Source organism: Xenorhabdus sp. XBWT (assembly GCF_059072735.1).
Map to the genome: position 1 here is coordinate 3,468,813 of NZ_CM180990.1, position 13,556 is coordinate 3,482,368.

The 13,556-nt window shown below is 43.8% G+C and carries 10 protein-coding genes; 5 read left to right on the top strand and 5 right to left on the bottom strand.

The genetic code is table 11. From position 1 onward, the window contains the following. Positions 1–57: 57 nt before the first annotated feature. The gene (metE, locus tag AC5JQI_RS15145) at positions 58–2,340 is read right to left on the bottom strand and encodes a 5-methyltetrahydropteroyltriglutamate--homocysteine S-methyltransferase (RefSeq protein ID WP_493912769.1); all 2,283 of its coding nucleotides are present in this window, start codon (positions 2,338–2,340) and stop codon (positions 58–60) included. 108 nt (positions 2,341–2,448) lie between these two features. On the opposite strand from metE, the gene metR reads away from it, so the two are divergent. After that, positions 2,449–3,405 carry an HTH-type transcriptional regulator MetR gene (gene metR / locus AC5JQI_RS15150; RefSeq protein ID WP_493912770.1) on the top strand — a complete coding sequence of 319 codons (957 nt, stop codon included), beginning with the start codon at positions 2,449–2,451 and terminating at the stop codon, positions 3,403–3,405. Here the strand turns inward: metR and AC5JQI_RS15155 are convergent. The 3 genes from AC5JQI_RS15155 to AC5JQI_RS15165 form a co-directional block, all read right to left on the bottom strand. Beyond that, positions 3,290–4,189: a carboxylate/amino acid/amine transporter gene (locus tag AC5JQI_RS15155; RefSeq protein ID WP_237388058.1), complete on the bottom strand. Its 900-nt coding sequence runs from the start codon at positions 4,187–4,189 to the stop codon at positions 3,290–3,292. The genes metR and AC5JQI_RS15155 overlap by 116 nt on opposite strands. A gap of 23 nt (positions 4,190–4,212) precedes the next feature. Continuing rightward, a complete protein-coding gene (locus AC5JQI_RS15160) occupies positions 4,213–5,862 on the bottom strand; it encodes a Na+/H+ antiporter (RefSeq protein WP_493912771.1) in 1,650 nt (549 codons plus the stop codon). Between the two features lie 329 nt (positions 5,863–6,191). Continuing rightward, on the bottom strand, positions 6,192–7,538 hold the full coding sequence (locus AC5JQI_RS15165) for an NCS2 family permease (RefSeq protein WP_493912772.1): 1,347 nt from the start codon (positions 7,536–7,538) through the stop codon (positions 6,192–6,194). Positions 7,539–8,290: 752 nt separating this feature from the next. On the opposite strand from AC5JQI_RS15165, the gene AC5JQI_RS15170 reads away from it, so the two are divergent. The 4 genes from AC5JQI_RS15170 to glk all read left to right on the top strand — a co-directional run bounded on the left by AC5JQI_RS15170 (position 8,291) and on the right by glk (position 12,230). Next, positions 8,291–9,046, top strand: coding sequence for a hypothetical protein (locus AC5JQI_RS15170; protein ID WP_493912773.1), 756 nt, complete (start codon positions 8,291–8,293; stop codon positions 9,044–9,046). Further along, positions 9,027–9,677 carry an RES family NAD+ phosphorylase gene (locus AC5JQI_RS15175; RefSeq protein WP_493912774.1) on the top strand — a complete coding sequence of 217 codons (651 nt, stop codon included), beginning with the start codon at positions 9,027–9,029 and terminating at the stop codon, positions 9,675–9,677. The genes AC5JQI_RS15170 and AC5JQI_RS15175 overlap by 20 nt, the downstream gene beginning before the upstream one ends. A gap of 93 nt (positions 9,678–9,770) precedes the next feature. Then, on the top strand, positions 9,771–11,033 hold the full coding sequence (locus AC5JQI_RS15180; RefSeq protein WP_493912775.1) for a YbiU family protein: 1,263 nt from the start codon (positions 9,771–9,773) through the stop codon (positions 11,031–11,033). 228 nt (positions 11,034–11,261) lie between these two features. After that, positions 11,262–12,230, top strand: a complete 969-nt coding sequence (glk, locus tag AC5JQI_RS15185) for a glucokinase (RefSeq protein ID WP_493912776.1) — start codon at positions 11,262–11,264, stop codon at positions 12,228–12,230. Positions 12,231–12,309: 79 nt separating this feature from the next. Here the strand turns inward: glk and AC5JQI_RS15190 are convergent, their stop codons facing one another. After that, entirely contained in the window at positions 12,310–13,500 is a 1,191-nt protein-coding gene (locus AC5JQI_RS15190) for an MFS transporter (RefSeq protein ID WP_493912777.1), read from the bottom strand. Between the last annotated feature and the right edge of the window lie 56 nt (positions 13,501–13,556).

Consider the following 13,556-nt stretch of genomic DNA (forward strand, 5'->3'; position numbering starts at 1 on the left):
TTTGCGCCCGCCACATTTCATACTCTGTGGCGGGCAGTTTAATGGATCGTTTTTAAGTTAGTTATTCAGTGTAGAACGCAGGCGTTTTGCTGCTTCTACCATGTTCGACAATGATTGTCGAGTTTCTAACCAACCCCGGGTTTTCAGTCCACAGTCTGGGTTTACCCACAAACGTTCAACCGGGATACGGTCAGCCGCTTTACGCAGTAGCGCTTCAATCCATTCAACACTTGGTACGTTTGGTGAGTGAATGTCATACACACCAGGTCCAATTTCATTCGGATATGAGAAGTTCTCAAATGAATCCAATAACTCCATATCCGAGCGAGAGGTTTCAATGGTAATTACATCTGCATCCAGCGCTGCTATGGAAGGCATGATGTCATTGAACTCGCAATAACACATATGGGTGTGAATTTGTGTATCATCTTGCGCGATTGCGGCACTCAGTTTGAAAGCATCCACTGCCCACTCCAGATAAGCCTGCCACTCTTCTCTGCGTAGAGGTAACCCTTCACGCAATGCAGGTTCATCAATCTGAATGATACCAATACCTGCTTTCTGCAAATCATTAACTTCATCACGCAAGGCCAATGCGATCTGTTTAGCAATGGTTTCTCGGCTGACATCTTCCCTTGGGAATGACCAACAGAGAATCGTTACTGGCCCCGTTAACATTCCTTTCACTGGCTTATCTGTCAAGGATTGTGCATACGTTGCCCAATCTACCGTAATCGCTTCTGGGCGGCTGATATCACCAATGATTACAGGTGGTTTCACACAACGGGAACCGTAGCTTTGTACCCAACCATTTTGAGTGAAGACATAGCCATCAAAATGCTCACCGAAATATTCCACCATGTCATTACGCTCAGCTTCACCATGTACCAGCACATCCAGCCCCAGACTTTCCTGCTCTTGAATCGCCTGTTGGATATGTTCACTGATATTGGTCCGATAATACTGACCATCCACTCGGCCTTTTTTGAAATCGAGGCGCAGACTGCGAATTTCCGTTGTTTGTGGGAATGAGCCAATAGTGGTCGTTGGCCACAATGGTAAGTTATAACGTTGACGCTGAAGTTTAGCACGTTCTGAATATGTCTGATTACGTTCACTGTCTTGCGGCTTGATTGCAGCAAGGCGCTCAGCAACAGCCAGATTGTTTACTCTGGTGGAATTTTTCCGGGCACGAATGGGAGCGCTATAGGCATCCAGTTCAACCTGTTTACCACCTTCTGTCTCATTCAGTGCCTGTGACAGTAAAGACAGTTCCTCACATTTCTGTGATGCAAAAGCAAACCAACTTTTTACTTCTTCATCAAGCCCTGTTTCATCATTTAAATCAATCGGACTATGCAGTAATGAGCAAGAAGTACCAATCCACACATTTCTCTTACCTACCAATGGTGCGACAATCTGATATTTTTCACTCAAATCTGCGCGCCAGACATTACGACCGTTAATCACACCCAATGAAAGCAACCAATTTTCTGGCAAGAATTTATCCAGATTTTCAGGGGAATCTTTTCCTGCCACTAAATCAACATGCAAACCTTGTACTGGCAGTGATTTGATCGTTTCAATATTATGACCGATGCTATCGAAATAGGTCGTCAGCAGTAATTTCACCTGCCCCTCAAGCGCCTGATAAGCTGTTGGGAAAGCAGCGAGCCACTCTTCTGGTAATTCTAACACCAGCGCAGGCTCATCAATCTGTACCCATTCAACGCCGCGTTTTGCCAATTCAGCCAACACTTGTTGGTACACAGGAAGAATATCCGTTAATAAGGAGAGGCGATCGAAAACTTTGCCTTTCACTTTACCCAGCCATAAATAGGTTACAGGTCCCAAAAGAACAGGTTTTATTTTATGCCCCAACGCCAATGCTTCATCGACTTCATCCAGCAGTTGAGTCCAACCGAGTTTAAACTCCTGTCCTTCCTGAAATTCAGGAACGATATAGTGATAATTCGTGTTAAACCATTTAGTCATTTCTGAAGCGGCGGCTGGTGTACCTGTTGGTGCCCTGCCACGGGCTATGCGGAATAGAGTATCCAGATCAATGGAATCATCTTCTTCATTTCGATGACGTGGTGGAACATTGCCCAATAATAGACTTGTGGTCAATACTTGGTCATACCACGCAAAATCTCCAACAGGGACTAAATCAACACCCGCTTCTTTTTGTTGTTGCCAGTGACGTGCACGTAATTCACGACCCGTCTCCAGCAATTCTTGTCGAGAAATTTTGCCTGCCCAATAATTCTCTTGCGCCTTTTTTAGCTCTCTTTTCAAGCCGATACGTGGAAAGCCTAATGTATGATTCAAAACCGTCATGTCGTCACCCGTGAAATTTTAGCCGTCTAGATGTTTACACTTCTATAATCAACAGGTAGTGTATAAACCACAAGCGCAAATTATTCATCATTAACTTGAAGGTTTTTCATGATCGAAATAAAACATTTAAAAACGTTACAGGCATTGAATCATTGTGGGTCATTGGCCGCTGCTGCGAATTACCTGCATCAAACTCAATCCGCTCTTTCTCACCAATTCAGTGAGTTAGAACACCGTTTGGGATTCAAGCTGTTCATTCGTAAGAGCCAACCTCTTCAGCTAACACCTCAGGGTGAAGTGTTATTAAGGCTTGCGGATCAAGTATTGCCTTTGGTCACTGCTTCCCTGCGTGAATGCTATGAGCCAGAAAAGACTAACCTACGCATCGCTATTGAATGTCATAGCTGTATTCAATGGCTAACGCCTGCACTTAAGCATTTTCGTGAAAGTTGGCCGCAGGTTAATGTAGATTTTAAATCCGGTGTAACATTTGATCCTCAGCCAGCACTACAGCAACGGGAACTGGATATTGTCCTGACATCAGACATTATTGCAGACAGCAATCTGCACTATACACCACTGTTTGACTATGAAGTGAAACTAGTGGTTGCACCGGATCATCCATTGGCAAATAAACGCGATATTCACCCACAGGATCTTGCTTCTGAAACTCTGCTGATCTATCCCGTCCAACGGCAACGGTTTGACATCTGGCGGCGTTTTCTCCAACCCGCAGGGGTGACGCCGACATTGAAAACTGTCGATAATACCTTATTGTTGATCCAAATGGTGGCAGCTCGTCTGGGTATTGCTGCATTACCACACTGGGCAGTAGAAACATTCGAAAGGCAAGGGTTAGTTGTAACCCAGACACTGGGAGAAGGATTATGGAGCAGATTGTACGCTGCCAACCGAGAAGGAGAACAACGCCAACCTGCCATTGATACATTTATTCGTTCTGCGCGCCAGCACGCGGTGGGCAATCTGCCATTTGTGAAACAGGTTTCAGTATCCAGCGATGATGCACCCAAAGTGAGGCAACAATCAGGCTGCCTCCAATGCTAAAGCTCAGCCAATCAGGGTGCTGCTGCCAAATTGCGAAATTAACCAACAACCCTGCCGGAACCAGCATATTATTCATAATAGCCAGTGTTCCGGCATCTACTTGGGTCGCACCATAGTTCCACATAAAGTAGCCAATACCAGATGCACCAACGCCTAACCAAATCAGGACGCCCCATTGTAACTGTGTTGTCGGTAGTTTTTGCGGATCGCCAAACAACAACCAACCAATGATAGCGACAACACACGCTCCCAGATAGAACCATGAGAAAGCGATTCGCTGCGGGATCGGATGGACTTCCATCAAACGCTTATAACCAACCTGACCAATGGCAAAGAAAATATTTGCCAATTGTACCAATATCAAACCAATCCAGAAGGATTCGCTTAGTCGGTCATATCGAATAATTGCAGCTCCCGCCACAGCCAGCAAAGAACTCAGAGCATAGCCCCAACGCAGCCGATTACGCCCCATCAAATCATAAATCAGTGTGACATAGAGCGGTGTCATGATGGTAAACAGCAAAAATTCTGCCACAGTTAAATAGTGATAGGCATGAAATACAAACAAATACATCACGCCAAGCTGACAAGCGCCGATTGCCATATATAGTGTAATGACTTTCAACGATAACCCACGCCAACGCAAAAATGGCAAGAATACCATTGCAGCCAGGACTACCCTGACAAGCACAGAAAACCAGCTATCAACCTGACCAGAAAGATAAACCCCGATCAGGCTAAATGAAGCGGCCCATAAAAATGTTGTGATCGTTAACAGCCACATGATTTATTGATTTTTACCTACTTTTATTGTTCTTTTCCCACTAAAAGCGCTTCCAGCAAATCAAGATCATGCAGCAGCGTTTGTAGTGTCTCATTACTAACTTTACGAGTTGCACGCAGATGATACAGTTCACCGCGTTCAGCCCTTAATGCTGTTAAGCGGAAGCGTTGTTCCAACTCCTCAACCATCAGATTATGCTCGGCTTCATCCGTGCCGGCTGTGCGACGCCGCAAATAACCGGTAACACGGGAAGCAACCTCGCTAATAACCTCCGCATCCAGTTTTTCTTCCGTGTTGACAGACAAACGCTCTTCCATTTTATTCATACTGACAATCGCAACTTTAGCCATTGCGGCTTTTGCCATTCTGATTTCATTGAGATCAGCCATCTTATCGCCGACTTTCATACCACGCAGCAGCAAAGGTAATGCGATAACGCCCACAAACAGGGAAAGCAAAATCACACCGGCGGAAATGAAAATCAACTGATAACGTGCCGGGAACGGATCACCATCTGGCAAGAACAAAGGAACAGATAGCGCACCTGCCAGCGTAATTGCTCCACGAACACCAGCAAATGAAGCTAACCACAATTCACGGATAGTGTAAGAAGCAAATTCCAGTGGTTTCTTTTTCATAAACACTTTGCTGGTATTTTTCATCAGCCATAACCAGACAAATCGAAGTAATACCAGCGCACCATAAATGATGCCCACAGCGGAGAATAGCATCCAGGTTTCAACATTCGGATCAAGATCAGCCTGAGCCACAGAAGTTTCCCAAATGTCTGGTAACTGTAACCCCAACATGACGAATACAAGGCCGTTAAAGACGAAAGCCAGCATCCCCCATACGTTATCGGCACGTAAACGCATATCCAATGGCGCATTGCGGATCACGCCCGCTTTACTGATTGTCATACCAGCAGCAACCGCAGCCAGAATACCTGAAAAACCGATATGCTCAGCAATCATATAAGAGGCAAATGGCAACAACATCATGAACATGATTTGCGTTGCCGGATCATCTCCACTCCAGCGGCTCATCAATCTCAGTGATTTACTGTACACCAATGTAACACCAATACCAGAAAGCAACCCACCAACCGCAACTTTGAAAAACTCCAATGTTGCGCCAGTGACGGTAAAGGCCATCGTTCCCATGGCAATCGCCACCGCAAATTTAAGAGCTACCAGGCCAGAAGCATCATTCATCAATGCTTCTCCTTCCAGTACACTCATCATATTTTTGGGGATGCTTCCTCTTCCAACAATTGATGACAGTGCCACCGCATCAGTTGGTGATAAGACTGCCGCCAGTGCAAAAGCAGCAATAAGTGAGATACTCGGCAGCAACATATGAATCAAATAGCCAATGCCAACAACCGTCACCAATACCAGTACTAAAACTAAAATGAATATTTCACGCCCATGCTGAAAGAATTCTCTGGTTGGAGTTTTCCAGCCATCAACAAACAACAAAGGAGGGATAAGTAAAACGAGGAATAATTCGGGATCGAAAGTAACGTGTAAACCAAAATGAGGCCAGGCCAGCAGTGCTCCCATTGCTATTTGCACTATCGGCAAGGGGACACGGAACGGAATCATTTTAGTAAGAACACCAGAAACTGACACCACCAAAATCAAGATCAAGATAGTAAAGAATATTTCCATGTTACCCTTACAAATTGCCAAAAATCCGTCAGTGAAGAGATTGTGACTTTTTTTTCCCCCTAATAATAGCGCTATTAACCATAATCATTGCAGTTATTAAAGAAAATCAAAAAACAATCACATTATGAATCAATGACCAGTGAATCATTTGTCTATTTTATACTTATCGGCGGGGTCATGTTGAAAAATTAGGAAATTTTGATGGGTATATCCAATAAACTTCAAGTTGCAACACATAAATCAGCAAATTGAAAAATAGAAGGCATTTTTATCGTGAGGACAATGCGCAAACGTTGACTGTTTGCGCACAATTTTTTAATTAATTTTAATTAAATAGCCCAATCCGCCGCATAAAAAACAACCAGCGCAATAGCAAGAATCACAGTTCCAATATTCAGCTTACGCCATTCACCTGAGAAAATACGCCCGGCAACCAACGTACTAAAGCCCAACATAATGCCTGTCACAATGTTGCAAGTCAGTACAATAAACACTGCACACAGCAAGCCGGACATCGCACTGACAAAATCATTGAAGTCCAGTTTCCGTACATTACTCAACATCAATAACCCGACATACATCAAAGCAGGAGCCGTGGCATATGCAGGAACTAAATACGATAATGGTGACAGGAATAAAATCAATAGAAATAAAATACCAACGACAGAAGCAGTTAAACCCGTTCTGCCACCAACAGCCGTTCCAGCGGCAGATTCAATGTAAACCCCAGCCGGAGAAGAGCCTATAGCTCCCGCGAAAATACTACAGGCAGAATCAGCGGTCAGAGCTTTACCACCACTGATAATCTGGCCTCTCTTATCCAACAGGTTCGCCTGACTGGCTACTGCCTGGATGGTTCCTGTGGCATCAAATATCGCCGTCATTACCAACGCCAGAAGGCTCGGTAACACAGCCGGCTGTAACGCGCCGATAATATCCATACTGAACATCAGGGACAAACCGTCTTCCCCTAAAGTGGGAACTTTAAAAAATCCTTGATATTTTACGGCCGGGTCAAAAATCAAACCGATAATTGAAATCGTGATAATCACCAATACAATACCGCCCGGTACTTTTCTCCGCTCCAATCCAATAGTTGCTGCTAACCCCAAGAGCGTCATAATCACGGGAAAAGTCGTCAATGAACCGAACGCAACAGGCAAACCTTCATGGGGATTCTTAATCACCAACCCAACACCATTGGCTGCAATCAGCAGTAAAAATAACCCGATACCAATCCCTGTTCCATGTGCAATATCCATGGGGATATTACGTAAAATCCACGCTCTTACACCCGTCACCGAAATCAGTGTAAACAGGCATCCCATTAAGAAAACTGCGCCAAGCGCCACAGGAATACTTACCTGTTGTCCTAAAACCAAACTGAATGCAGTAAATGTACACAATGAAAGCGCACAACCAATTGCCATTGGCAGATTAACCCACAATCCCATCAATAATGAGCCAACACCGGTTACCAGACAGACAGAAATAAATACGGCAGCATGAGGGAATCCGGCTTGTCCAAGCATGCCCGGCACCACAATAACGGAATAAACCATCGCCAAAAATGTCGTCAACCCAGCAAGAATTTCCTGACGCACAGTCGATCCACGTTCAGTAATCTTAAAATACTTATCGAGCTTGCATTGAGTTGGTACCTGCATACCAGACATGTGTTTCCCCTGCTTTATGTTGAATATTTTGCATTGAAAATGTATCACTATCTTCCCCCGTACTCATCCAACGAAAACGATTACGTCACTAAATAATAAAGATCAGTGCTGTACTAGTTGGTTCAGGCATTCACTTGCGCAATCGTTTGGCTTTTCAGGTAAAAAAATAGTGAGGAAATTTGAGGCGGATGATTATCCAGTGAATCGGGGAGGAGAATCAAGCGGTAATCACAAAAAGCTGAAGATTTTCCTATTCCACTACCCGACAAAGCAGGTTTTGATTTTGTTGAAAGCAATAACACCAACGTTCTCTCATAAAGGGCAATAATCTTCTTAAGCAGACTGCGTCTATTAAAATTCTTTCTTCACCTTTAAATAAAAAAATATAGTGTCACAAAAAATCAAAAAACATCATCCTTTCTGGAAGAATTTTATTTTCTAAAACTCCAATTTATATCCACAGTAAATATAAATTTTCATAATATTTTATATCCTTTGTCTTTCAATTTACCGCTTTGCTTGTCGGAAACATTGCAATTGTTTATATTTTGTGCGAACCTGCGATATAATTGATATAAACCATATCAACAATCTCTATACCCCATCGATTTCAAGTGTCAACACGGGGAACAAGCCCCAAGCGCATAACCAAACTAATTATGCAGCTAATTTATTGATTTAAATTAAAAATAACCGACGATAGAAAAGATGACGGGTATACGTTATATGCAAATACCAATAAGGGGTCTAGAGTGAATGCCAAGGTAACAAGAAAAAGCAGAGCAAAGGAGAAAACGCTCAGCTTAGGTTACGTTTCCCTTCTTGATGTTCTTTCGTATCAGCAAGAACACATTGAGCATATTCATGTCACAGAAATACCGCCTAACGAAGCAGATCGTTTTTTAATTGTTGAATTACCGGAAGAAACCGCCGGAGAACTTGATGTCAGGGATCTACGTATTGCCCTGCTAAGTGCGTTAAATACCGCTACTTCCATAAAACGCAGATCTTTCCCTGACAAATCGCCTTCTCGGATGATCAAGTCCGAATTTTATGTTCATTCAGATGATATTAGTGGGGAAAATTCAAAAGACTCCTGGAGAACATCAAACCGAAAAGATCGGATTGAAGCACTGAAAAATTCAATTCTTGAAGAGTCAAAATGGCTTCCAGCCTATGAACTCAGTCAATCTGCGGGTTTTTCTCTGCTCAACCCCAGTGCAACTCCCAACCGCTGGAAAAAAACTAAAAAAATCTTTGCGGTTTCAGTCAAGGGAAAGGATTTATACCCGCAATATGCACTGGATGAAGGAGGGCTACCGATCCCCATCATCAAAAATATTATTGAAGTTTTTGATGGAAAAAAAACATCTTGGGGCATGGCAATTTGGTTTAGTACTCCTAATTCGTGGTTAGGAAAAGAAAAGCCAAAAGACGTTTTGGCAAACCGCCCGAATGATGTATTAAATGCGGCAAGGCAGGAAGCTGATGGGCCATTGCACGGTTAGTTCCCTGAATCAAAGAACTGTCAAAACGGGAATCTGGAAAGCCCGGTGTCCGATTGAACGTATTCATCATCAGGCATACAAAGGCACTGAGTTTAACCCAGGAAAAGGAAACGCCAGATTCAGCCCCTGCCAAAATGCGCAAGGTGAACCTATTCCCACTATCTATGGTGGTGAGAATATTGCCGTTGCTGTGATGGAAACCATCTATCATGACGTGCCGGCAGGATGCAATAATCTGCCTTTTGATCTGGGTAAGTTGGATACGCTTGTCTACAGCCAACTAATGCCTGATGTCGATCTCATCATTGTAGATATCAATGTAAGAGTATTGCGGAAGTGGGGCTACGAGCCAAAAGATATTTTATTTTCCGAAGCTGAAAATTATACCCACACTCAAGAAATCGCGGGCCGGATCTACCAAGATAATCCCACGGCTCAGGCAATAATTTGGGCATCAAAACAACATGGTGATAAGGCGATAATGCTATTTGGCGATCGGCTTAAAGAAAACGAGCTGACAGTATCCGTTGAATCACAGCCACTCTGGTCATCTAACCAAGTGATAAAAGCTATAGATCTGCTGGCAGATGAAATGGGGCTGATAACTTATAATAGTCAAGATATTATTTGATCTCAGTATCAAAACAAAAAGAAGTTGTAACCACAGTTTGAGTCTACTACATCCCAAAACACATCAGTCATGATGAACATAATAGGATCTGCTATGGACACATCTTTTATCTCTTCTCTCTTCCCTGATAACTACCACCAGAATATTCGTCATATGAAACAAACCATGCGCAAGCAAATTGGTGATGTCGAAGGTTTGTTCAAACAGGTTTGTGACAAAATAGACCAAGCGCTGGCTGCCGCTCAGGAAGATGAAAAAAATATCGGTAGTGCTTGGCCAGAGATTCACTGGCAGGACTTAATAGAAAATCGAATTACGGCAGAGACCATACAAAAAATTAAACGCCGTGGATGTTTGGTTGTCAGACAGAATTTCCCCCGTCAGACCGCACTTGCATGGGATAAATCCATGCTTGAGTATCTTGAGATAAATAATTTTGATGGTGTTTATCATGGCACAGGTGATAACTACTTCAGCAACCTTGAAGCATCCCGTCCGGAAATTTATCCCATTTATTGGTCTCAGGCACAGATGCAGGCCCGGCAAAGTGAAGAAATTGCGCAAGTACAATCTTTTCTCAATCGTCTGTGGAAATTTGAATCGAATGGCGCACGCTGGTTTGAACCAGATATCAGCATGATTTACCCTGATCGCATTCGCCGTCGGCCACCAGGAACTACATCCAAAGGGCTTGATGCACATACTGATTCCGGGGCTTTGGAACGTTGGCTACATCCTGCTTATCAAAAAGTGTTCAGGCATATTTTCAATAACCAATTCACAAAATACGATCCTTGGGATGCAGCATACCGCCCAGAAATGAATGAATACGAACTGGATAACGTAACCCGATGTTCGATTTTTCGCACTTTTCAGGGCTGGACGGCACTATCGGATATGGCTCTCAATCAGGGGCTTTTGCATGTTGTTCCTGTACCAGAAGCGATGGCCTATTTATTGTTACGTCCTTTGCTAAATGATGTGCCTGATGACGAGCTTTGCGGTGTTGCCTCCGGTAAAGCCCTGCCAGCTTCCGAAAAATGGCACCCCCACCTCGTCCGCGGGCTATACAGCATTCCATCTCTGCAAGCCGGTGATTCTGTCTGGTGGCACTGTGATCTTATCCATTCCGTTGCACCAGTGGTAAATCAGCAAGGCTGGGGGAATGTGATGTATATTCCCGCCGCTCCTCTGTGTGAAAGGAATCTGGCTTATGCGCATAAGGTAGCCATATCACTTAAAAATGGCACATCTCCGGCTGATTTTCCTCACGAAGATTATGAAAAGAACTGGAAAAACCGCTTTACTCCTGCTGAGTTAAACCCTATCGGACTACGCGGGCTTGGTTTGAATTAAACCGTTAACCTGACACCGACTCGCGGGTTGATTGTTGAGCATAATAGTGAATCATGGGCCGCCAGCCTATTGAAAAAAGAGCAATTCAGGCTAAATAATGGCTTTTACCAGACTAATAATACATTTTATACGCCTTTACGCCTGACCTTGTGTAAAATCCCCTCAATTCGGCTTTTGACTGGTTCATTAGGATATAGACCATTTCTATAAGACTTAAGGAGATAAAACATGACAACTTATGCTCTGGTAGGCGATATCGGCGGTACAAATGCACGGCTGGCATTATGTGATGTAGATACTGGGCAACTGAGCGCAGTCGAATTCTATCCCTGTGCGCATTATGCATCGCTTGAAATTGTTATCCGCCAGTATCTGAAACAGCAAAACTGTGCCGTCAAATATGGCTGCATCGCAATTGCTTGTCCGGTGACAGAGGATGTTATCAGCATGACCAATCACAGTTGGCGTTTTTCGGTCAGCCAAATGAAAACATCTCTGGGATGGGAACGTTTTGAGGTCATTAATGATTTTACCGCTGTCTCCCTTGCAATTCCGGTTCTGGGTGCAGATGACATGATAAAGATTGGCGGAAAACAACCTCAGTCCAAGCGACCAATCGCAGTTTATGGTGCGGGTACAGGGTTGGGAGTCGCACATCTTGTTCATACGGGAAACCAATGGATGAGCCTGCCCGGTGAAGGTGGTCATGTCGATTTTGCGCCCGATAGTGTGGACGAAGATCATATGCTGAATGTATTGCGGGAAGAATATGGTCATGTCTCAGCAGAGCGTGTCCTTTCAGGGCCTGGATTAGTCAATATCTATCGTTCTCTGATGAAACTGAACGGTCAGCCAGTAGAAGAAATTACCCCTCGTGATATTTCAGATCGCGCTCTGAGTAGCAACTGTCCTATCTGCAAGCGTACACTGGAAATTTTCTGTGCCGCATTAGGGCGTTTTGGCGGGAATTTAGCACTGAATATGGGTGCATTTGGTGGTGTCTACATTGCAGGTGGAATTGTCCCGCGCTTCCTTGATTTCTTCCAAAAATCGGGGTTTCGCAAGGGATTTGAGAGCAAAGGCCGATTTACAAATTATTTACAAGATATTCCTGTCTATCTGATTACCCATGATAAACCGGGATTATTGGGCGCGGGTTCTTATATCCGCCAATCGCTGGGAAAATCGATTGGGTAAATAAGTTCATTTTATACTTGCTCATGCTATTTAAATGAAAGTGGAAAGCCTCACAACAGTGGGGCTTCAAGAGAAAAAGTCAATCCGGTTTACCGGCAAATTTCGATGTTAAAAGTATCCGAATAAAAAGTAATGCAATAGTCAGCAACGTCATCACTGTTACAACAAAAACTAACCCTTTCCAACCCAGTGATTCGTAAATTCCCCCAGATGCAAGCGCAAACACCATTGATGCAGCAGCCAAAAGCGTTTCACTTGCCCCTTGAACACGAACTTTATTGATACCATCAGACATGCTGTTGATAAGATGAGTTCCGCCCAAAAACATGAAGTTCCACCCTATTCCAGCAAAGATCAACGGCGCTCCGAGAATAACTATTTTTGTTTCATTGGTCAGCCCAATCAGAAAACCGACAAGATTCAAAAAAGCTCCCAAGAGAATAATATTATTCGCTCCCATTTTTGATATAAGCATACCGGTGATGACACCGGGCGCGAACATAGCGACAAGATGGACACCAACTAGCATACCTGTTTCTGAATCGTCCATACCATAGCCTACCGAGGCAATTGAGGCAGGTGACATGACTATCATCATAATTGCATGACCCAGTACCATCGCCGTAATGCCAAACAATAAAGGCCGATTTTTGGCAATAAAAGAGAATCCTGATGATTTACCGGCATTATCTTCTGTTGAACTGACTGAATATCCAAGACCCGCTTCAAGTGCTGCAAATGCAAGAACCGCGACCCCTCCAATAACGGACACAATCACATATATTCCGATAAACGGAAGATCAAAACCCAGCCCATCTCCTTTCCCGTAAAGTTCGCTACCAATAACAACACCAATTATCCCTGAAGCCAGCAATAAAGAACTTGCTGTTGCAGCCCGGTTCTTGGGAACACTTTCTGCTGCGGCATATCGTAGAAAATTAATGCCAATCATCGCGATGCCAATCAAGAAATGCCCTCCGAGCAGAAGCAGGAAGCTGTTTAAATAAATCGAAACCGCGGAAGCTCCTCCACCAAATACCATTGCTATACTGGCCAGAATAAATCCGCTTCTCCGCCCATAACGTGCCATGAAGTTCGAAAATGGAATTGAACAAACACTTCCGGCTGCCATTTGTATAGCAATAGGCAAAGTCGCAAGCCAGGCCAATGGAGCAAGATGCAGGCCAGCCAACCCTCCTACAGTGAAAAGTAGCGGTACCGCACTCTCTAATGCGATATTTCCCAAAATAATTAAGATAAGATTATGCATGAATAATCCTCTGGAGATACTAATAAGTACAACACATATATCTCTAATGACCTGAA

Bases quoted from the DNA above. Each gene is read 5' to 3' on its own strand.
- metE (WP_493912769.1), bottom strand. From the start codon at position 2,340: ATGACGGTTTTGAATCATACATTAGGCTTTCCACGTATCGGCTTGAAA.
- metR (WP_493912770.1), top strand. From the start codon at position 2,449: ATGATCGAAATAAAACATTTAAAAACGTTACAGGCATTGAATCATTGT.
- AC5JQI_RS15155 (WP_237388058.1), bottom strand. From the start codon at position 4,189: ATGTGGCTGTTAACGATCACAACATTTTTATGGGCCGCTTCATTTAGC.
- AC5JQI_RS15160 (WP_493912771.1), bottom strand. From the start codon at position 5,862: ATGGAAATATTCTTTACTATCTTGATCTTGATTTTGGTGGTGTCAGTT.
- AC5JQI_RS15165 (WP_493912772.1), bottom strand. From the start codon at position 7,538: ATGTCTGGTATGCAGGTACCAACTCAATGCAAGCTCGATAAGTATTTT.
- AC5JQI_RS15175 (WP_493912774.1), top strand. From the start codon at position 9,027: ATGGGCCATTGCACGGTTAGTTCCCTGAATCAAAGAACTGTCAAAACG.
- AC5JQI_RS15180 (WP_493912775.1), top strand. From the start codon at position 9,771: ATGGACACATCTTTTATCTCTTCTCTCTTCCCTGATAACTACCACCAG.
- glk (WP_493912776.1), top strand. From the start codon at position 11,262: ATGACAACTTATGCTCTGGTAGGCGATATCGGCGGTACAAATGCACGG.
- AC5JQI_RS15190 (WP_493912777.1), bottom strand. From the start codon at position 13,500: ATGCATAATCTTATCTTAATTATTTTGGGAAATATCGCATTAGAGAGT.